Below are 20,888 nucleotides of genomic sequence, written 5' to 3' on the forward strand. Positions count from 1 at the left end.
TGGCAGGTCCTGGTCAGCGACCGGGAAGCCCTGCAGCGGAAATACCCGAAGGCGCTGATCGTGCCCGCCACGATCGACGAGATCATGCTTCTGTATGTGAAGGGGGAACAATCATGAGCGGCATTTTACTGAAAGATCTGTACATCGCCAAAAGCAACATTCTGATAACGCTCGTCTGCCTGATCGTGATCGGATTCGGGCTTTCGTTTCTGGTGGAGCCCAGCGCCCTGCTGGTCATCGCCCCGGCCGCTGCCACAACGTCGGTCTTTATCAGCATCGCCAGCGACGCCGCTTGCAAATGGAACAAAAACGTCCTCACCATGCCGGTATCGCGGGCGCAGATCATCCGCGAAAAGTTTCTGCTCTACCTTCTGCTTGCGGCGGCGGGGGGGCTGGTCTCGCTGCTGCCCTGCCTGGCGTTCCTGCTCACAGGCACGGCCACCACAGGGGATTCCGTCGCCCTGTATGCGTCCATCGGCATAAGCGCCGCGCTGCTGGCGGGCGGCATCAGCCTGCCCTGCGCCTACCGTTTCGACCCCGATAAATCCCAAATCGTCTTTATGATGTCCTATATCGCGTCAACGGGCATCATCGTGGCGCTTGTGCTTCTTACGAACCTGTTCTTACCCGTAAAGGAACACACCCTGGCGGCGTTCGGCGTTGTAAACGTCTTTTCCCTGATCTGGTTCTTCGTTTCCTGCCGAATCGCAACAGTTCTGTACCAAAAGCAGGACATCACCTGAGCCACCCAGCCCCGACCACAGCCAAACTACAGCAGAGCGGCAGCCCGAAACGCTGCCGCTTTTTTGTATGCCTTTATGCAAGGGGCGCAGCGGTCCCCGCCTGCCCAAGCACACGGCAGGCAAGCGCCCTGTATTTTGCCGCGCATTCTCACGCCGTGGGGACGCGCCTTCCCCTGCCCCATTTACCCACATGTTTTTCCCGCATAGCGCAGCGCGGCGATCGGGTCCGGCGGTTTTGCTTTTTGGTGAGGACGGTCCCGGCAGCATTTTTTTACCGGCAGGCATAGGCAGCCTATCGCGGCGCCCTAAAAACAAACGAAAACGCAAAAAGCCGCACGGCAAATGCCGTGCGGCTCAAAACAACTGGGAAACTGAATTACTTCAGCTCGACCTTGGCACCGACTTCTTCCAGCTTCTTCTGGATCTCTTCGGCGTCGGCCTTGGAAGCCTGCTCCTTCAGCTTGGCATCGGGAGTCTCGACCAGCTTCTTGGCCTCCATCAGGGAAGCACCGGTCAGCTCCTTGACGGTCTTGATGACCTGCATCTTGTTGGCGCCGACGTCCTTCAGGATGACGTCGAACTCGGTCTTCTCTTCCTCAGCGGGAGCGGCGGCAGCGCCGGCAGCAGCGGGAGCGGCAGCAGCAACAGCGGAAACGCCGAACTCCTCGCAGATGGTGTCAACGAGCTCTTTGAGCTCCAGAACAGTCATAGTCTTGACAGACTCGACAATGGCAGTGATCTTCTCAGAAGCCATGGTAGTTACCTCCATTAAATTTTATGGTTTGTTATCCGGCGCGCAGGATTTTTGAGCGCCGCGCCGGGACGCTCAGGCAGCCCGATCTTCGATCAGGCAGCGGTCTCGTCCTGCTTGTCGGCAACAGCCTGCAGGGCCACAGCCAGACCGCCGATGATCCCGTTGAGGGAGCCGGCCAGCATGGAGAGCAGACCCTCGCGGTTGGGCATGGTGGACAGGCCCTTGACGCCAGCGGCGTCCATAACCTGACCATCGCAGAAACCACCCTTAACGACGAAGCGCTTGGACTTGTCAGCGTCAGCGAACTTGCACAGGATGCGAGCCGCAGCAGCCGGGTCCTCCGGAGACAGCGCAATGGCGGTATCACCCTTGAAGTACTCGGTCAGACCCTCGTACTGGGTGCCCTTGACAGCCAGACGCAGCATGGTGTTCTTGACGACCATGTAGTGCACGCCGGCCTCACGCAGTTCCTTACGCAGCTTGGTGTCGTCGGCCACGCTGATGCCGTTGTACGCGACAACCACACCGGCCAGAGAAGAAGAGATCTCCTCATTCAGGGCCTTGACAAGAGCCTTCTTGGATTCCAGAATCTTTGCACTGGGCATTTGAATTTCACCTCGTTCCACTTACAGTTTGGTAACGGTAAGCGGCTTTTCGTGTAACAAGAAAAGTCCCTTTCCCGTCGCCGGGAAAAGGGCTTGAAAGCACAGCAATCAAACGCACGTTTCTCGGCAGGTTGGGTTACCCCATTATGCCTTGCGGCACCTGCTGTCTTAAAAACAGCTTAGATAGTATAGCACGCAAACGTGCGTTTGTCAAGTACTTTTTAAGTGCGGCAATATGCCGGATTAGACACCGTACTTGTTGGTAGCAACGCGGACGCCGGGGCCCATGGTGGTGGCGACGGTCGCGCTCTTGAAGTACTGGCCCTTAGCCGCAGCGGGCTTCGCTTTGGCGATGGCTTCCAGAACGGTATCCAAGTTGGTCATGAGCTTCTCAGCGCCGAAAGAGGCCTTGCCGATGGGCACATGGATGATGTTCTGCTTGTCGAGGCGGTACTCGATCTTACCGGCCTTGGCATCGGTAACAGCCTTGCCAACGTCGGGGGTCACAGTGCCAGCCTTGGGGTTGGGCATCAAGCCACGGGGGCCAAGGATTTTACCCAAGCGGCCAACGCGGCCCATCATGTCAGGGGTGGTAACCAAAACGTCGAAGTCGAGGTATCCGCCCTGAATCTTAGCGATCAGATCGTCGTCACCGACCTCCTGCGCACCGGCAGCCTCGGCAGCCTTGGCAGCATCGCCCTTGGCGATGGCAATGACGCGAACGTTCTTGCCGGTACCGTTGGGCAGAACAACGGCGCCACGGACCTGCTGGTCGGCGTGACGGCTGTCAACGCCCAGACGGACATGCAGCTCGACGGTCTCGTCGAACTTCGCGGTCGCGGTCTTGCAGCACAGCTCCAGAGCCTCGGCCGGATCGTAAGTCTTGCTGCTCTCGATCAGTTTGGCAGCATCGGTATATTTCTTGCCGTGTTTCATTGCTTATTCCCCTCCTGTTCAACCCTCAACGGTAACGCCCATGCTGCGGGCGGTGCCCTTGATCATGCTGACAGCGGCCTCCAGCGTGGCGGCGTTCAGGTCGGGCATCTTGGTCTTGGCGATCTCCTCGGCCTGGGCCAGGGTGATGGAACCGACCTTGTTCTTGTTCGGCACGCCGGAAGCAGTGTCGATGCCGGCAGCCTTCTTGATCAGAACGGGCGCCGGAGGAGTCTTGGTGATGAAGCTGAAGGAGCGGTCAGCGTACACGGTGATGACGACGGGGATGATCATGCCCATCTGGTTCTTGGTACGCTCGTTGAACTCCTTGGTGAACGCCATGATGTTGACGCCCTTCTGGCCCAAAGCAGGACCAACAGGGGGGGCCGGAGTCGCCTTGCCGGCGGGAATTTGCAGCTTGATGTAGCCAGTGATTTTCTGTGCCATAATACTTGCACCTCCAAATTTTGTGGTGAGTTGCGGCCCGCGGTGCAGGCCTCCCACGGGTATGCGACCACCGCATACCCTATAAAAACCGTACCCCGGGTCGATGCCCGTTCGCGGTTCTTACCGGAAATTGCGTAGGTTCTAAGAAAAGCCTTAGAACAGTTTGACCTGATGCAGCTCCAACTCTGCGGGCAGCTCGCGGCCAAACATCGTGATTTTGACGCGCACCTTGCGCGCGGGGATGTCGATTTCCTCCACGGTGCCGACAGAGCCTTCCATCGGACCGGCAGTGATTTCGACGGTATCGCCGACTTTGTAGTCGACCTGCAGTTCGGCTGTGGTCTCGACGCCCATCTTGGCCACCTCGGCCTCGGTCAGCGGTTCCGGCTTAGATTCCGGACCCACAAAACCGGTGCAACCGCGGGTGTTACGCACGATGTACCAAGTGTTGTCGTTCATGACCATCTTAACAAAGACGTAACCGGGGTAAAGCTTGCGCTGGACTTCCTTTTCACCGGTCTTGTTGCCGGTCTTGTCCAGTACTTCCTCGATCACAGTCTCGGTCGGGACCTTGACATCGCAGATCAAGTCCTGCAGACGGCGGTTTTCCACCATCGTCATCAGGTCCTGTGCGACCTTGTTCTCATAGCCGGAATAGGTATGCACCACATACCAGTTTGCCTGTTCAGCCATTGGTCATTGCCTCCGCTCAAGCGCTCAGGCGCCGACCACTAGGTGGATAGCGCCGCCGAAGATAAGGTCCAGCACGATCAAAACGATTGCCGCAATCAGCACCACTGCGATTACCGTGATGGTGTTGTTCTTGACATCCTTCTTGCTGGGCCATACGACCTTTTTCAACTCGCTCTTCGTATCTTTAAAATACTTGGCGATGCCTTTGAAAAAGTTCTTGACCTTGCCGAAAAACGAGGTCTTTTTCTTTTTGTCGCTTTGAGCCTGGGCTGCGGTGTTCGAAGATTTCTTATCCGCCATCTCTAAGCTCCTATCCTCACTTGGTTTCGCGGTGAAGGGTATGCTTTTTGCAGAAACGGCAATACTTCTTCATCTCAAGACGATCGGGAGAATTCTTCTTGTTCTTCTCCTTGTTGTAGTTGCGCTGCTTGCATTCGGTGCAAGCCAGGGTGATCTTGACAGTCATTGTTCGGCACCTCCATTATCGGTTAATAAGCCTCCCTCGCGCTTACGGGCTGCCCCCGAAAAAGGGCATAAAAAATAAACCCGCAAAAGAGGTGCTATCATAATAGCACAACCGCGGGTTTAAGTCAAGGCGTCCCGTAGGATTTTTTGCAGGTTTTTATCGCGTTGGGACGCCTTCTTCCTGCAAAGGGATGTCGATTTCCTGCTGCAAGGTAAAACTGTAAATCGTAAGTTTGGTCACCGGCACCCCCAACCGCAGCGCAAAGGCATGGCGGTAGAGGCGCAGTTGCTCCGCGTATTCCTTTTTATAAAAGGCCGGGTCTTTGCTGGCATCGGTCTTATAGTCGCAGATTTCGGCATGATCGTCAAAGACCAGCACCAAGTCGGCAATGCCTTGTACCAGAACTTCTGCATCGGTGCTTGCCGCTTCCGGCGTAATCCGTGTTGCCGGCAAAGCCGTGATAAACGGTTCTTCCCGCAGAACGCGGCGGGCGATCCGAATGCGCCGCCATACACCACTCTCGAAGAAGGGCTGCACCCGGGCAAGGTCCAGCTTTTCGGCCAAGGCCGGATCCAGCAGTTTTTGTTCAATCTGACGCTTGACCTCCGCCTGCAAGTCCGGCGCTTCCCCTTCAAAAGGAACGCTCTGCATAAACGCATGAATGGCCGTGCCTCGCTCGGCGCCGGTCAGACCGCTTTTCTGCAAAAAGGCCGGGCGTTCCAACGCCACAGGCCGGGTCGCATGTGCCACCGCACTGACACTGACCTTCGCCGGGATCTTTTGCAGTGCCGCTCGGGGATTGTGCCAGTGAAACGACTGAACAACCTGCCGGTAGAGCGTTTCGTCCGGCACAGGCTGCGGCGGGTTCGGCTTGTTCGCCTGTATAGCCGGTACCGTCAGCAGCCGAACTTCCAGCGGCACACGGGTGGGCAGATGGTGCGGCAGCAAGGCGGTATACCCCCACAGTGCATCACTGTTGGGATGCAGCAGCGTTGCCGTCAACAGCCAAGCCCCCCAGCTCTTCATGCTCTGCATAGTTTCAGGGCCGGTAGCTTCCGCGGCCGCACAGAGAGCCGGCGTCTTCAGGTCCGTGTCGACCTTTTTTAGCGGCACAGTGATGATCAAGGCGTCCTGTGCCCGGGTCAGCGCCACATAGAGCACCCGCATTTCTTCGCTCAGCGTTTCGGTGCGGATGGTCTGCGCCAACGCCGCATAGGGCAGTGTTTTATATCGCTTGGCGCGCTGTCCGGCCCGCAGCATAACTCCTACACCTAAATGGCTGTGGGTAAGCACCGGCCGAACGGCATCACTCTGGTTGAATTGATGGGATGTATTGGCCACAAACACTACCGGAAACTCCAGTCCCTTGGAGCGATGTACCGTCATGATGCTGACACAGCCCGGACGGGTCTGTCCCCCGCCGCTCTGGTTCAGCCCACCATTGGCCGCAGCAGCATCCATCGCACGGATCAGTGCCGACAAGCCGGCCCGTCCGGCGCCATTGGCCCAGACCACAAAGGTTTGCAGATCTTCCCGGCAGCGCGGGCCGTCCGGCAAGGCGCCCACCGCCGCCAAATATCCCGTGCGGGCCAGCAGTTCTTCCAACAACTGATCGACCGGCAGTGTGCGGGCCAGACGGCGGTATTCTTCCAACGACTCCAAGAACGAGGCAAAGCGAGGCTGCCAGCCGTAGAGCACCGCACCGTACAAGCTGCCTTGCGGGCAGGCGCGGCGCAGCGCCACCAGATCATCCGGCGTATAGGGAAACATCGGACTGAGCAACACCGAGGCCAGTGGAATATCCTGTGCCGGGTTATCGATCACCCGCAGCAGTGCTGCAAAGGGACGAATGTGTGGCGCATCCAGAAGATCCGCTGCGGTGTCGGCAAAGACCGGAATCTCGGCCTGACGCAGCGCTTCCTCATAGACAGAGAAATCCCCGCGGCCTCGCAGCAAAATGCAAAAGTCGTCATAGCGGCAGGGCCGCGGACCGGTTTTGTCCCGCACAAGGAAACCGCTCGCCATCATAGATGCAATCCGCTCCGCAATGACCCTCGCTTCCCCCTGCACATCGGCGTCCCGCAGGACATCCACCTCGCAAAGTCCCGGATATGCCGCGTCGGGGCGGCCTACCACCAGCCGCTGTCCGGCCCCGTAGCTCACACCGCCCAACTGGGGCGAGAAAATCACCGAAAACAGATAGTTGATCCCCTCGATTACCTGCGGAGCGCTGCGGAAGTTTGCATCCAGTGCCAACGTTGCCGGCTGAGGCACCGGCTGAGGATAAGGCTGCCAGCTTTGCTGTTTGCCCAAAAGCACCGACGGATCAGCCTGCCGAAACCGGTAGATGCTTTGTTTGATATCCCCCACGAAGAAGAGATTGTCTGCCTGCGGAGAAGCCAATGCAAAATAAATAGCATCCTGCAAAGCGTTGGTGTCCTGATATTCATCCACCAGCACCGCCGCATAGCGTTCACTGACGGTGCGGCAAAGGGGTGTGCGGCTGCCGTCCGGCGTCAGCAGCAGATCCAAGGTAAGGTGCTCGAAGTCCGCGTAGTCCAGCAGCTTTTCCTCACATTTGGCAGCAAAACAGGCATCGGAAAATTGCTGGGTCACCCGCACCAACGCCGCCACCAACGGTGCCGCCCGCAGACGGTCCTGCTGATATTCCTCGGCCGCACAAAGCAGAAAATCGCTGGCCAAACTCTCGATCTGTTTTTTGGCGCGGCTGCGCAGCTCACTAGCCGCAAAAGCCGCCGGGTTGGCGTCCTTGCCGCCTTTGATCCGGCCCGCTTTGCGCCAATTTCCTCCCACTTCTCGCAGCGCATCTATCGCTTTATCCCAGTTTCCCTGCTGCAAGACACTGCAAAGCCATTGCATCCGGGCGGCGTCATCCTGCAATACCGCCGTGTAGGCGGCATCCGCCGCCTCATCCCGGGCCGCAATGCGCGCACCGGCTTCCAACAGTTGCCGGGCACCCTCGGCCCGCTGCTCTGCCATTTGCAGCAGCGCCTTGCCCCAAGGGGTATCTTGCGGGGGCAAATCGCTTTGCCAAAGTTCAGCGAAAGATTGCAGCGCCTGCGCCGGATGCGGCAGCGCACGGCTGAAATGGTACAGTTCCAGAATGGCCCGTCCCGCCGTCTGGTCGGTACGGCCCCGATCGTACAAATCGGCAAAGGCGCGGAACTCGGCATCTTGATAAGCGTTTTCCAGTACGCTGGACAGCGTTTCCTCCTCGATGCGTGCCAGATCCGCCTCTTCCGCCGTTTCAAAATCCGGCGGTACGTCCAGCGCGGCAAAATGCTGCTGCACAAAATGCAGACAGAAGGCATCTACGGTGCCAATGGAGGCCCGCTGCAGCAACAACTGCTGGCGGCGCAGCCGCACATCCTCGGGATGCGCCCGGACTTCCTCCGCCAGACGGGTAGAGATGTCCGCCCGCAGTTTGGCCGCCGCCGCATTGGTAAAGGTCATGATCAGCAGGCTGTCTGCCTCCACGGGATGGTGTGGATCGGTGATCATTCCCACAACTCGTTCCACCAAACCCCGCGTCTGGCCCGAACCGGCCGCAGCCGATACCAACAGACTGCCGCCGCGTGCCCCAATGGCTGCGGCCTGTGCAGGCGTAAATTGAATTTTTGGGGTGTCCGGCATAGCGTTCTCCTTTTATGGTTCGTCAAAGGGATCGGCGGGAACATCCACTGTGCGTTCCTGCTCCCCGTCCCGATGGTTGCAGGCAATGCGGAAATCACAGTAGGCACACGGGCTTTTTCCCCCGCTGCACAGCGGCTGCGCATCGATCTTGCCCGCATAAAGGTCCCGGGCCATCTGCACCAACAAGCCATCCAGATGGTCACGAATCCGTCCCAATTTTTTCTCGTCGGCTAACCGACTTTTGGCGTTGGTAACCTTACCGGTCTTGGCATTAAAGTTCAGCGGCACGAATTCTCCCGTTCCGCGGGTATCCATGGCGCGGTAGATGCTCTCATCATCCAACAGCAGGCCGTTAAGGGGGTAGGTATTTTCCTCACCCTGCTGCTCCGCCTCTGCCTGTGCCCGAGGAACACTCTCCGGCGCGGGATCCGCCAACAGATACTCCACCCCCGCCGCGGTAGCGCCGGGGAACTCGTTCTGTGCCTTGCGCTCCAAGGTAAAGAGGTACAGCAGCATCTGGCAATCCAGACCGCAATACACTTCTTTCAGCTGAAAATCCTTACCGCCGGTCTTGTAGTCCACCACCCGCAGGTAGGTGCGCTGTCCCAACGGCATCGCGTCTACCCGGTCCACTGTGCCCACGATCCGCACGGTATGTCCGGCTCCATCTTCCAATTCCACCGGCTCTATCCGGGGCGCCTCGGGATCATCGCCGGGACGATCATCGATGCGCAGCTCAAAGGCCACCGGCTGGAATCCCGACTGGCGCAGATCCCGCTGGATAAAGCCCAGCAAGCCCACCAGATTGCGGCGAATTCGCTCGATCAAATATTGCATACGCAGTGTGATTCCCGGCAGGTTTGCATCGGCATATTCCTGTACCAGCTCATCCACCAGCTCCCGAAGTGCATCCTCTTGCAGGTCTTTGAAGGCTTCGCCCTTCCGCCGCAGGGCATTTTCCAGCACCCAGTGGGTCAGCGTGCCGCTGATGTTGGGGGCCAATTCCGCCTTGCGGCGAGGTGATGCCCGCAGCACGAACTGCATGAAGTAGCCAAAGGGACAAGTTTGGTACTTTTCAAACCGCGTAGGACTGACCCGCAGGCTCTTGCCCAGCAGTTTTTCCAGCTCACCGGTGTTTTCGACCGCCACCTCGGTTTCCTGCTGGGCCCGGCACAGCGAAGCATATCCGACAGCCGCTTCGGTGTCGGCAGCGTCCTCTTCCAACGCCCTGCGCAGAGCAGCGCCCTCCCCTTCCTGACCGGGCTGCTGGCTCAGCACACCGAGAATATCCAGCGCCGCCGCCGGAGTTGCCCCCAAAGTTGCCGTAGAGGGCGTCACAAAGGGCACCTGCAGCAGTTGCCGCACCGGCGTCAACACAGCACTGGCCTGTGAGGTATCCTCTCCATGAGCGGCACCGGGCCAGCTCAACCACAGGAAGGACCGCGCCACCGTCAGCGCCTTATAAAAGCAGACACCCTCCCGCAGTACCTTATTTTCAAAACAGTCGGGCAGCTCTGCCCCTTGTGCGATCATGGCATCCCGGTCTGCATGGGAAAGCAGCCCCTGATCGCCGGGTGTTTGGGGGAACTCCCCTTCGGTCAATCCCACCACAAACACCGCATCCGTTTCGGGCAAGCGCATCCGCCCCGCCGTGGTCACAATCACGCTGTCCAAACTTTGGGGAATATGCCCCATGTCGGTGGTGCGCAGCAGCAGAGTGAACAATTCGGCGTAATCCGCCGGGGGCAGAGCTTCCTCCCCCAGCAACTGGGCCAACTGGTTGAGCAGCCCCATCACCACATTCCACTCCCGCAGAATTTCATCGGCTTCCGGCAGACGCCCTTGCTGACGCAGCGTTTCAGCCAGATCGTTCAGCGTTTTTTCCGCCCCCAAGCTTTGCAAAAACAAATAGATCTGTTTGGTGAGCGCCGCCGCTCCGGCATTTTTGACCCGGGCCAAAAAGTGTTGGATCCGTTCCACCACAAAAGCGCGGGCGGCCTCAGCATCTTGCCGGGTGCGCACATCCTCCGCCTGCTCCCGGTCCGCATATCCTGCGGCACTGCGGGTAAAGGGTTCCCGCCAGTCGCCAGCCTTCAACGGCCATGTATAGGCGTAGTTTTCCAGCGCGCTCTGCTGACGGGGCGGCAGATCCACCAGCCCTGTCTTAAGCAGCCGCAGCACCGTGCGGCTGCTCAAGCCGCCCCGGGCCAGATCCAGCGCAGCATGCACGGCCCGCGCGGGAGCAGTATTTTCCGGCGTTGTGGCCTCGTCGCAGAAAAGCGGAATGTTCTGCAAGCGAAACTCATAGCGGATCGGGCCCAGATACTGCCCTGCATCTCGGCAAATCACCGCCATGCGATTGTAGGGCATACCCGCCCGGGCACGAGCGGCAATCTCGGCGGCTACCGCCTTGGCTTCCGCTTGCCGCGAAGCTGCCGCATGGCAGACAATGGCCGGCTTGGCAGGATCCACCGTACATTGCGGCGTATAGGTGGGATCTGCCAGCAAAAGGTTCAGCTCTGCCAACGCCGGAGCCTCGGCATGGCGCAGGTCCTCGGTGAGTGTTTCGGTATGTACCGGCACCCCTGCATCGGCTGCCATACGGCGCAGACTGGCTGCCACCGCCTTAGCCCCACTAAACAGCCCCATGCCGCCGTCCCGATCCTGTGCACCATCACAGCACAGGCAGACCGTCACATCGGCCACCGGAAGCATAGCCGACAACAAGGCCCGCTTCGGTGCATTAAAGGTGTCAAATTCATCAATGTAGACGCCGCGCCCCGCAAAAAAGTCCGCGTCCAGATACCCGGCCGCCAGTTGCTGCCGGTCCCCGGGGTCCATAGCGCTCTGGCCCAACAGCGCCTCATACGCACCGTAAATCAGCGAGAGTTCCTGCAATTTGTCCCGGTCCGCGCCGAGGGCGCAGGCATACTGTGCCAAGGCCTGCGGCGTAATGCCTGCACTTTTCAGCTCCTCGATGGTCTGGGCCGCCTTTTCGCAAAAGGCAGCAGACCGGCGTTGGCGGTTATAGTACACCACTCGGTCCAGCAGTGAATCCACCGCGCGGCGCACCAGCAAGGCCCGGCCAGCTTCATCCAAGGTCTGCACGGCTGCGCCCCCGTAGCGACGCAGCAGTGTTTCCGCCAGCGAAGTAAAGGAATAACTCTCCACATAAGCCGAGAGCGTATCCCCCAAGGTACGGTAGAGCCGCCCTTCGGTGGAGGAAGTGAACTGCTCCGGCACAATCAGCAAACTGCGCTGACCGTGTTCAGCCCGGGTCCGCAGTTCTTCCATCATGCGGCTGGATTTTCCGCTGCCCGATGGTCCCAGCAGTAGGTGTAACATAGCGCCTTCCTTTCCTCCTCGACAGAAAAAGAGGGAGCAAGGATTCCCGCTCAGGGTCCTTTCCCTCTTATGCTTTTACCGGCCCTGCAGGGCGTCCAGCAGGGCGAGCCGAATTTCGTAGTCGCCGAATACCAGTGCGTTTTCCGCTTCGGTGGGATATTCCGCCGAAGCCCCCGACACGCACAAAGCCGGGTAGAGCACACAAAACCAGTTGTGCCCCTGCGCGGCCCCCACTTCCACCCGTAGGGCCGTGTATGTCCCGCCGGGCAGTGCAAACTGACCGTAATCTCGGGCATCAAACCCAAAGGATTCCAACCGAACTGTCGCCGTCTGCCCGCTGTGGGCTTTCAGCAACGCACGGTTGGCCGCTGCCTGCAACCTCGGCACGGCATTTTGTAGCGCATGGGTAGCTTGTTGGGGTGTTGCTGCCTGTGTAACGGTTTCGGGCAGCGTCTCCAATATGGCATCCCTCACTTTTAGTTTGAGCAGTTGGTCCTCAATGGTATCGCTGTTCGCCAGCACGTGCAGCCGGATCGTATCGGCACGCACCTGCGCTGCCACCTGTTCCCGGCGGCTTGCCGCCAGAGTAAGTACCACGCTCAGCAAAAAGCCCAGACCAACGCCCAGTTCCCACATCCATCTTCTGCGATGTTTCATGACCTCATCCCTCCCTGTACTGGGAGTATGGGCCAAACCTTCGCTGTTTAAACCGATTCTTTTTTCATGGGTCGGCGCACAGTCACCCGCGGGCCGCCATGCGTAGGACGGCAGAGGTAAACCTGCTTGTACCCCGCGCGCAGTGCCGTCTGGGCCGCCCGGGCTTTTTCTTCCGCATCAAAGATACCAAACACCGCGGCTCCACTGCCGGTCATCTGCGCCGTCAGCGCACCATGGTCTCGCAGAATCTGACAGATCGCAGGCGTTTCCACCGCACCGGAACAATGTTCCAGCGCATTGCCCGCCGTTTTGCAGACACCTGCCAGATCGCCGGCTCGTACCGCCTGTTCCTGTGCTTCACAGTCGGGATGAACCGGACTGCCCATGGTATCGTACCGTGCGAAAGCCTCCGGGGTAGAAACGCCCACGCTGGGCATCGCCACCACAAACCAACAGTCTGGACAGGGCGGCAGAGCTTTCATCAAATCGCCCACGCCGCGCACCCGGCAAGTGCCGCCCAACAGAGCAAAAGGGACATCCGCTCCGATGGAAGCGCCCAGAGCACAGAGTTCGCTCATGGAGAGTTTGGCATCGTACAGATCATTGAGACCTACCAGTACACCAGCAGCATCGGCGCTGCCGCCGGCCATGCCGGCCCGCACCGGTACCCGCTTATAGATCGTCATATCCACCCCGGCCAGCAAGCCCGTGTAATGGAAAAACGCCAACGCTGCTTTGATGGCAGTGTTCTTATCGTTAACGGGTACAAAGCTGCCCGGCAAGGTCAGGCTGAGCCCCTCGCTGCGGCGCAGAGTGATCTTTTCATACAGATCGATGGTCTGCATGACCATATCCAGATCGTGGTAGCCGTTGGGCAACGTGCCCACCACATCCAGCGAGAGATTTAGTTTGGCCGGTGCCAGCACCGTGACGGATTTTTTGCGCATGGAGTCACTTCCCTGTTTTGTATAACGGTTGTATTTAGACTTTGAGCCAGCCGTTCTCCTGCAAGAAGGCACGGATACGGCGCATGGCGGTCTCCAAATGGTCTACGCTGTAAGCATAGCTGATTCGTGCATACCCTTCGCCCGAAGCGCCGAATGCATCGCCGGGGATAATGGCGACCTCTTTTTCCCGCAGCAGGCGTTCGCAGAATTCCTCACTGGAAAGCCCACTGATCTGGATGGAGGGGAACACATAGAACGCACCCCGAGGTTCAAAGCAGGTCAAGCCCATCTCGTTGAGGGTCTTAACCACATAGCGGCGACGGCGGTTATACTCGTCACGCATCATTTCAATTTGATCATCACACTGGCGCAGCGCCGTGATTGCGGCATACTGGCTGGTGGTAGGAGCGCTCATGATACAGCTCTGGTGAATCTTGGTCATCACCTTGATGATGGGCTCCGGCCCCGCCGCATAGCCCAGACGCCAACCGGTCATCGCGTAGGACTTGGAGAAGCCATTGACCACAATGGTGCGTTCCGCCATGCCGGGCAGCGACGCAAAGGAAACGTGCCGGTCCAGCCCATAGGTCAATTCCGAGTAAATCTCATCGGAAAGCACCATGATGTTGGTATCCCGCAGTACCGCAGCAATTTCTTCCAAATCCGCCGTGCTCATCACCGCACCGGTGGGATTGTTGGGATACGGGAAAATCACCAGCTTAGTGCGGGGCGTGATAGCCGCCTTGAGCTGCTGAGCCGTCAAGCGGAACTCATCCTCCGCCCGGGTGGCGATATGTACCGGCACACCACCGGTGAGCTGGGTGATGGGTTCATAGCAGACAAAGCAAGGTTCGGGGATGATAACCTCGTCCCCGGGTTTGACCAACGCACGGATGGCCAAGTCGATGGCCTCGCTGCCGCCTACTGTAACCAGAATCTGGGGCACTTCATATTGCAGATCGAAACGACGTTTCAAATACCGGCAGATTTCGGCGCGCAGTTCTTTCAAGCCGGCATTGGCCGTGTACTTGGTTCGTCCCTGCTCCAAGCTGCGGATTCCTGCATCCCGCACGCTCCAAGGGGTCTTGAAGTCCGGTTCCCCCACGCCCAACGAAATACAGTGCGGCATCTCGGTGGCCAGATCAAAGAACTTGCGGATGCCGGACGGGCGCATGGCTTGGGCGGCAGGCGCAAGCAGTTCGTTGTAGTTTATCACAGCATCGTCCACTCTCTTTCGTCGGTCTCCTCGGCCTGATACAGGCGGCCGCCCCGCTTATACGCACGCAGCACAAAACTGGTCGCAGTGGAGATCACATCGTCCAGTGGCGACAGGCGCTTGGCCACAAAGAGGGCAATTTCCTGAAAACTGCGGCCTTTGATGATGACCTGCAAATCATAGCTGCCGCTCATCAGCAAGACGGTATCCACCTCGTCAAAGCCCGCAATGGTGGTGGCAATATCGTCGAATCCCCGGGATTTGTGGGGTGTCACACGCAGTTCAATCACCGCTTCTACCACATTCACGCCGGCCTGCTCCCAGTCCACCAGCGTTTCATAACCGCGGATATAGCCCTTTGCCGCGGCCTCATCCATCATAGCCGCCACCTGCTCCGGCGTGGTATCCAGCATGGCCGCAATATCTTCGATGGGCATGCGGGCATTCTTCTCCAAAATGCGCAGCAATTCTTCCATATTGATACACCTCTTTATGTATATATGGTGGTATTATACCATACCCGCGCCGAGATTGCATCCTCTTTTTTGGCGCCATTACTAAAAAAGACCCCCGTGCCGTAACACGGGAGTCTTGTTGATCCTGTTGGGGATTACCCTACCGCATCGTCGGATGCAGCGGCATCACTGTTGCCTTCCTCGGAAGAAGTCGCCTGTGCGGCGTCGCCCTCCTCAGCAGCATCGGTATCGGCTTCTGCCGCCGGTTCGCTTTCCGCTTCCGGTGCCGGCGTAACCTGCGTCGCGTCACTGCCGGCCGTACTGCTGGCAGCATCCGTCATGGAAGAATTCAGCTGGCTTTCCACCATGCTCTGGGCGTCCTGCGTAACGGCCGCCGTGGGAGAGGGTTCCGGCGTAGCTTCCACCTTCATCTCGCTCTCCTGCAAAGCGGTGAGATACCATTCCCGGTTTTCGCCGCGGGTAAAGACGTAATCCATATATTTGACCGGATCCGTCGGCGCTGTCAGAGAAAGCTCACCGCTGGCACTGTTGCTTGCCGTGGGAACATACCCCACCGTCACATACAGCTTGCCGCCGGAAGTGGCGATCTTTTCTACCTTCGGGGTGTACTGCGCCACCGAGCTGGTAACGGGGACCAGATAGCACTGTTTTTCTTCGTTGTACTGGTAGACAAATTCATCGGTGCTGAAGCTGCCTTCGCTCACCACATAGTCGGAGCCCAGCAGGTTGGCGATGTAGGTGTCGATCTCCAATTTCGGGATCATGGCCGAACCGGTGTCGGGATCACGCTCGTACTGGTCCAAGCTGCCACCGTTCTTCTGAATCTCGTACACGGTACCCCAGATAGCGGCCTGTTTGAATACACCGGGGTCCACTTCGTTGACGTCGTCAAAGGTCAGCGGATCCAGCATGACCATGCCGTACAGGCGGTCTTCGTAAGAGGCGCGGCGGCCGGAATCATCCAGTACGTTGCGCAGCGCCCCCACCAGCCAGCCAAACACCGTGAATAAACCGATGAGCGCTAACAGCAGCGAGATGCCGCCCAGAACCTGACGCGCCAAGCGGCGACTGTTGCGGACTTGTTCTTCTCTGTAATTTGCCATTGTGGATTATGAAGCTCCTAAATCGATGGGCCAACGGCCCGAATGGACGAACCAAGCAGATTACTTATTTTTATACATCTGCTCGTAATATTTCTGGTAATCACCACTGGTGACATGGCTCATCCACTCCGGGTGTGCCAGATACCAGTCGATGGTCAGGACAATGCCCTTCTCAAACGGGGTCTCGGGATACCAGCCCAAATCTTCTTTGATCTTGGTGGGATCGATTCCATAGCGGCGGTCATGACCCAAACGGTCTGCCACATGGGTGATCAGTTCTTCGCTGATGCCTTCATCTTTCAGGCGGTCATGCAGCTGGGCGATGACCGTCTTGACAATGAAGATGTTGGGGCGCTCGTTGTGGCCGCCTACGTTGTAAACTTCGCCATCCTTGCCGCCGGTGGCCACCATATCGATAGCCTTGCAGTGGTCCATGACGTACAGCCAGTCACGAATCTGCATACCGTCGCCGTATACCGGCAGCTTCTTGTGCTGCTTGGCGTTGTTGATCAGCAGCGGAATGAGCTTTTCGGGGAACTGATAGGGACCATAGTTGTTGGAGCAGCGGGTGATGTTCATCGGCATGCCGTAAGTATCATGGAATGCCTTGACAAACATATCGGCGCTGGCCTTGCTGGCCGAATAGGGGCTGTGCGGGCACAGCGGCGTGGTCTCCATGAAATAGCCCTCGGCACCCAGCGCACCATAGACTTCATCGGTGGAAACCTGCAGATACTTCTTGCCCTCTTTCCACGTCTTGGCCTCGGCATCGTACCAAGCGTCCTTGCAGCACTGCAGCAGGTTGACAGTACCCAGCACGTTGCTTTCCACAAAAATTTCGGGATTCTTAATGCTGCGGTCCACATGGCTCTCGGCTGCAAAGTTGATCACATAGTCGGGATCGTACTTAGCAATCAGGTCGGTGACCAGCGCTTTGTCGCAGATGTCCCCCTGCACAAAGATGTGGCGTGCATCGCCTTCGATATCCTGCAAGTTCTCGAGGTTGCCGGCATAGGTCAGCTTATCGAGGTTGATCAGGCGGATGTCTTCATATTTGTCCAACATGTAATGGACGAAGTTAGAACCGATAAAGCCGGCACAGCCGGTGACAAGATAGGTTTTCATAGATAAATCATTCTCCGTTCCAGTTTGCAAAAAAGTCCTTCAGCGCTTCCTGCCAGTCGCGCATGGTATCTCCAACGGTGCAGCGCAGCATACGGTTTTCCAATGCGCTCCACGCAGGGCGGTTAGCGCTTTCGGGGTGTGCTGCCGCATATTCCTCACTGGTGCATGGAATCACCTTGCAGTTCAGTCCCGCACCTTCCATAATCGCCTTGGCAAAGTCAGCCCAGCTGCAGATGCCGTTGCCCGTGCAATGGTAAATGCCATAATCATGGCTGATGGCCAATTTCAGAATATGGTAAGCAAGGTCCACCGCATTGGTGGGATTGCCCATCTGGTCGTTGACAACGGTAATTTTTTCATGGGTTTTGCCCAGATTGACCATCGTCTTCACGAAGTTTTTACCATAATAGCTGTACAGCCATGCCGTGCGTACAATGATATGGCGGCGGCAGAACTGTTCCACATATTGCTCGCCCAGCAGTTTCGTCTGGCCGTAGGCCGAGATCGGTGCCGGCACCGCGCATTCATCCAGCGCCACACCGCCATTGGGCGCACCGGAGAACACATAGTCGGTGGAAATATGAATCAGCCGCGCATTGACCTTGTCACAGGCCAGCGCCAGATTGCGCGGTCCGATGGCGTTGACCCGAAAAGCTGCATCCCGGGACGTTTCGCAGCCATTGACGTTGGTGAATGCCGCGCAGTTGATGACCGTGTCGGGCTGATGGCGGCGGACATAGCTGATGGTTGCCTCCCGATCGGTAATGTCCAGCTCATCCACATCTACCGGGATGACCGTGGCCTTACGCAGCCGCTCCGGCAAGGGGCCCAGTACACAGCCTTCCTCCGCCAGTTGGTGCTGCAGTTCGGTGCCAAGCTGTCCCCGACACCCTGTAATCAAAATCTTCATCGTAAACCCTCTCAGTACAGCAGCTTATCATCCGCAACATTCTTCAGATGCTGCCCATAAGGCGATTTGCCGTAACGCGCTGCACTCTCCAGCAGCTTTTCTTTGGTAATCCATCCGTACTTGTACGCGATCTCTTCGGGCGCCGAAATCTTGATGCCCTGCCGCTGTTCCACCGTCTGTACGAAGGTCGCTGCTTCCACCAGCGAGTCCATCGTGCCGGTATCCAGCCAGGCATAGCCGCGTCCCAGCAACTGCACATCCAGCTTGCCCTGCTCCAGGTACATCGCGTTCAGCGTGGTGATCTCCAATTCGCCGCGGGCGCTGGGCTTGACCTGCTTCGCCATCGCCACCACGTCTTTGTTATAGAAATACAGACCGGTGACCGCGTAGTTGCTCTTGGGATGTTCCGGCTTTTCTTCAATGGAAGTAGCCCGGCCCTCTTTGTCGAAGGAGACCACACCGAACCGCTCGGGGTCATTGACATAGTAGCCGAACACCGTGCTGCGGCCTGCTTCCGCATTGGCAGCAGCGGCTTTCAACCGCTTGGAGAAACCGGCGCCATAGAAAATGTTGTCGCCCAACACCATGGCACAGCAATCCCCATCAATAAATTCCTCGCCCAGCAGGAAGGCCTGCGCCAATCCGTCCGGGCTGGGCTGCACCTTGTATTGCAGATGCAGACCGTACTGGCTGCCGTCCCCCAACAAGGCCTCAAACCGGGGCGTATCGGTGGGGGTGGAAATGATGAGAATATCCTGAATGCCCGCCAACATCAAGGTGGACAACGGATAATAGATCATCGGTTTGTCGTATACAGGCAGCAGCTGTTTGGAGGTGACCATCGTCAGCGGGTACAGTCTTGTGCCGGCACCACCGGCAAGGATAATCCCTTTCATCGTTACAACTCCTTAAACTGAATTTGACCAGTGCGCGCCGCCCATCCCACGGGTGGTTCCCACAGGGGCATAATCTCACACAATATTGAAGTTATTATACCGCATTTATCCCCCCAGCGCAAGGGGAAAATCCCGCCTGCCTGCCAAGGAACCGCGGCGGCAGTTGTTTCCAGTTTGTTACCATTTGTTTACGAACGCTTGACGCAGGCCAAGTCATATGATACAATATACGCAGTGTAATTGACGATGGCTATGTACGCCATCTTGTATATAAAGTTTTGAACTTTGAATTTTAAGGAGGCGTTTTCGCGTTGAAACGCTTTTTGTGTGCGGCCTTTTTTATTGCGCTGGTTGCGCTGTTGGCCGCATGTGGGGTGCTGAACAAGGCCAATGATCCCGCACAGTCTACGGCTACGCCGACCAGTTCTACCTCTCGCACCCAGCATAGTGATACCGTCACTGTCAATGAAACCACGGCTAAAGTGGATGTGGTAACGGCACAGAGCAGCCAGACCCCCACTTCCACCGCAGAGCCTTCCCAAAATGTCCCCACTCCGGCCACCGGCGATTTCCCCGTATTGTATCTGGCGGGCATCGTTGGCCTGATCCTTATTTGTTCGGCGGGACTTTTGATGTTGCGAAAGATTTGATATACAACGCCCTGCGGGGCGTTTTTTTATTATTACCTTCTATTTTTGCTGAAAGGAGTCGTCTGTCGTGGCCAAACGGTACCGCAGATTGCGGGGTGACACCGCCTACTATCCCTTTGCCGCCCGCACCGGCTTGCGCGCCCAGCAAAAGCGCCATGCCCGTCGACTTCGTATCGCCGGCGGCGCTGCTTTGCTGCTTGCAGGTGCCTTGTTCCTGCGGCAGACAGTTTTTCGCGGCGGACAGCCGGAACCGCCGGCGCCGGTTGCTCCCGTGGTGGATCACGCCACTGAAGAATCCGCTCATGTGCAAATTCTCCCCGTAGCTGCCACCCGCGACGCGCTGTCCCGCACCGAGGAGGCCGACGCTGCCGCCCACACCACACCGGAGGCAGCCGCCACCCCCGCCCCTGAACAAACGGCAAAGGTCTTGTCACAGTATCAAGCGCTCTATGAGCAGAATCCCGATCTGGTGGGATGGCTTCGGATTGAAGGGACCGGCATCGATCTGCCGGTGGTACAGACCCCCGGCGACAACGAGTATTATCTGCGCCGCGGCTTTGACGGGCTGTACGCCACCGGCGGCACACTGTTTTTGGACGAACAATGCAGCCTTGATCCAAACCTTCCCACCGCCAACTGGCTTATCTATGGCCACAACATGGCAGACGGCTCCATGTTCGGTCACTTGACCTACTACCGGGAGGAGTCCTTTTTCCGTCAGCACCCCACCTTCACCTTTGACACCTTATATGAAACAGGGACTTGGCAGGTGGTGGCAGCATGGGACACAACCCTCGGAGCCGACGAACTGCCTTACTACACCTTTTTTGACGCCGACACCAAACTGGAATGGGAAAAACGCGTAAATGCCATACTGGATCTCGCCCTGTACGATACCGGCGTAGTCCCGGAATACGGCCAGCAGTTGCTGACGCTTTCCACTTGCGGTGACACCCGTCTGAATACCGATACCCGTTTTGCCCTTTTGGCCGTGCGGGTGGAGGATTGAAGCACGCGTCCCGCCGATTGGTCTTGCATTTTTGCCGGGAATCGGCTATGATGTTGCAAGACAATACTATGAGAGGAGCCTGTGAAGTATGGCAGAATTCACCTATGAAATTACCGAGCGCATCGCTGTGCTCTCCACCAATGCACGGGGCTGGGAGCGCCAGCTGAACATGATTAGTTGGAACGGCAACACCCCCAAGTACGACATCCGCGATTGGTCCCCCGACGGCAGCCGCATAGCCAAAGGCATCAGCCTGACC

General features: G+C 57.9%; 21 protein-coding genes and 1 other annotated feature. Of the genes, 4 read left to right on the forward strand and 17 right to left on the reverse strand.

Annotated elements, in window-relative coordinates:
* Positions 1 to 113: 113 nt before the first annotated feature.
* A complete protein-coding gene (locus tag Q0526_RS08070) occupies positions 114 to 743 on the forward strand; it encodes an ABC-2 transporter permease (RefSeq protein ID WP_298732344.1) in 630 nt (209 codons plus the stop codon).
* A 376-nt stretch (positions 744 to 1,119) separates the two neighbouring features.
* On the opposite strand, the gene rplL is transcribed toward Q0526_RS08070, so the two are convergent.
* The 17 genes from rplL to rfbA all read right to left on the reverse strand — a co-directional run bounded on the left by rplL (position 1,120) and on the right by rfbA (position 18,970).
* Positions 1,120 to 1,497: a 50S ribosomal protein L7/L12 gene (gene rplL / locus Q0526_RS08075; RefSeq protein ID WP_204651019.1), complete on the reverse strand. Its 378-nt coding sequence runs from the start codon at positions 1,495 to 1,497 to the stop codon at positions 1,120 to 1,122.
* 92 nt (positions 1,498 to 1,589) lie between these two features.
* A complete protein-coding gene (gene rplJ / locus Q0526_RS08080; RefSeq protein ID WP_298732346.1) occupies positions 1,590 to 2,102 on the reverse strand; it encodes a 50S ribosomal protein L10 in 513 nt (170 codons plus the stop codon).
* Positions 2,103 to 2,154: 52 nt separating this feature from the next.
* Positions 2,155 to 2,293, reverse strand: a sequence feature (ribosomal protein L10 leader region).
* A gap of 52 nt (positions 2,294 to 2,345) precedes the next feature.
* Positions 2,346 to 3,038, reverse strand: a complete 693-nt coding sequence (gene rplA / locus Q0526_RS08085) for a 50S ribosomal protein L1 (RefSeq protein ID WP_204651017.1) — start codon at positions 3,036 to 3,038, stop codon at positions 2,346 to 2,348.
* Between the two features lie 18 nt (positions 3,039 to 3,056).
* On the reverse strand, positions 3,057 to 3,482 hold the full coding sequence (rplK, locus tag Q0526_RS08090; RefSeq protein WP_298732348.1) for a 50S ribosomal protein L11: 426 nt from the start codon (positions 3,480 to 3,482) through the stop codon (positions 3,057 to 3,059).
* 153 nt (positions 3,483 to 3,635) lie between these two features.
* Positions 3,636 to 4,175, reverse strand: coding sequence for a transcription termination/antitermination protein NusG (gene nusG, locus Q0526_RS08095; protein ID WP_007046679.1), 540 nt, complete (start codon positions 4,173 to 4,175; stop codon positions 3,636 to 3,638).
* Positions 4,176 to 4,199: 24 nt separating this feature from the next.
* Entirely contained in the window at positions 4,200 to 4,475 is a 276-nt protein-coding gene (gene secE / locus Q0526_RS08100; protein ID WP_298732352.1) for a preprotein translocase subunit SecE, read from the reverse strand.
* A 16-nt stretch (positions 4,476 to 4,491) separates the two neighbouring features.
* Positions 4,492 to 4,641 carry a 50S ribosomal protein L33 gene (rpmG, locus tag Q0526_RS08105; RefSeq protein WP_007046681.1) on the reverse strand — a complete coding sequence of 50 codons (150 nt, stop codon included), beginning with the start codon at positions 4,639 to 4,641 and terminating at the stop codon, positions 4,492 to 4,494.
* 156 nt (positions 4,642 to 4,797) lie between these two features.
* On the reverse strand, positions 4,798 to 8,295 hold the full coding sequence (locus Q0526_RS08110) for a UvrD-helicase domain-containing protein (protein WP_298732354.1): 3,498 nt from the start codon (positions 8,293 to 8,295) through the stop codon (positions 4,798 to 4,800).
* A 12-nt stretch (positions 8,296 to 8,307) separates the two neighbouring features.
* Complete coding sequence (locus tag Q0526_RS08115; RefSeq protein WP_298732356.1) at positions 8,308 to 11,640, reverse strand: PD-(D/E)XK nuclease family protein; 3,333 nt, start codon at positions 11,638 to 11,640, stop codon at positions 8,308 to 8,310.
* A 75-nt stretch (positions 11,641 to 11,715) separates the two neighbouring features.
* Positions 11,716 to 12,297 carry a stage II sporulation protein R gene (locus tag Q0526_RS08120; RefSeq protein WP_298732358.1) on the reverse strand — a complete coding sequence of 194 codons (582 nt, stop codon included), beginning with the start codon at positions 12,295 to 12,297 and terminating at the stop codon, positions 11,716 to 11,718.
* 47 nt (positions 12,298 to 12,344) lie between these two features.
* Positions 12,345 to 13,244, reverse strand: coding sequence for a 4-(cytidine 5'-diphospho)-2-C-methyl-D-erythritol kinase (ispE, locus tag Q0526_RS08125; protein WP_298732360.1), 900 nt, complete (start codon positions 13,242 to 13,244; stop codon positions 12,345 to 12,347).
* A 34-nt stretch (positions 13,245 to 13,278) separates the two neighbouring features.
* Positions 13,279 to 14,457: an aminotransferase class I/II-fold pyridoxal phosphate-dependent enzyme gene (locus tag Q0526_RS08130; protein ID WP_298732377.1), complete on the reverse strand. Its 1,179-nt coding sequence runs from the start codon at positions 14,455 to 14,457 to the stop codon at positions 13,279 to 13,281.
* Positions 14,457 to 14,936, reverse strand: coding sequence for an Lrp/AsnC family transcriptional regulator (locus tag Q0526_RS08135; RefSeq protein WP_298732362.1), 480 nt, complete (start codon positions 14,934 to 14,936; stop codon positions 14,457 to 14,459). Before Q0526_RS08135 ends, Q0526_RS08130 begins: the two co-directional genes overlap by 1 nt.
* Positions 14,937 to 15,070: 134 nt before the next feature.
* Positions 15,071 to 16,039, reverse strand: a complete 969-nt coding sequence (locus Q0526_RS08140; RefSeq protein ID WP_298732364.1) for a hypothetical protein — start codon at positions 16,037 to 16,039, stop codon at positions 15,071 to 15,073.
* Between the two features lie 60 nt (positions 16,040 to 16,099).
* Positions 16,100 to 17,164, reverse strand: a complete 1,065-nt coding sequence (gene rfbB / locus Q0526_RS08145) for a dTDP-glucose 4,6-dehydratase (protein WP_298732367.1) — start codon at positions 17,162 to 17,164, stop codon at positions 16,100 to 16,102.
* A gap of 7 nt (positions 17,165 to 17,171) precedes the next feature.
* The gene (gene rfbD, locus Q0526_RS08150) at positions 17,172 to 18,074 is read right to left on the reverse strand and encodes a dTDP-4-dehydrorhamnose reductase (protein WP_298732369.1); all 903 of its coding nucleotides are present in this window, start codon (positions 18,072 to 18,074) and stop codon (positions 17,172 to 17,174) included.
* Positions 18,075 to 18,085: 11 nt separating this feature from the next.
* Positions 18,086 to 18,970, reverse strand: coding sequence for a glucose-1-phosphate thymidylyltransferase RfbA (gene rfbA, locus Q0526_RS08155; RefSeq protein WP_298732371.1), 885 nt, complete (start codon positions 18,968 to 18,970; stop codon positions 18,086 to 18,088).
* A 311-nt stretch (positions 18,971 to 19,281) separates the two neighbouring features.
* Here rfbA and Q0526_RS08160 point away from each other — a divergent pair, with 311 nt between their 5' ends.
* From Q0526_RS08160 to Q0526_RS08170, 3 genes are all read left to right on the forward strand, one after another.
* The gene (locus Q0526_RS08160) at positions 19,282 to 19,620 is read left to right on the forward strand and encodes a hypothetical protein (RefSeq protein WP_298732373.1); all 339 of its coding nucleotides are present in this window, start codon (positions 19,282 to 19,284) and stop codon (positions 19,618 to 19,620) included.
* A gap of 67 nt (positions 19,621 to 19,687) precedes the next feature.
* Complete coding sequence (locus Q0526_RS08165) at positions 19,688 to 20,629, forward strand: class B sortase (RefSeq protein WP_298732374.1); 942 nt, start codon at positions 19,688 to 19,690, stop codon at positions 20,627 to 20,629.
* Between the two features lie 88 nt (positions 20,630 to 20,717).
* A partial coding sequence (locus tag Q0526_RS08170) for a PC4/YdbC family ssDNA-binding protein (RefSeq protein WP_298732379.1) occupies positions 20,718 to 20,888 on the forward strand: 171 nt, incomplete at its 3' end.

Source organism: uncultured Subdoligranulum sp., assembly GCF_937890665.1.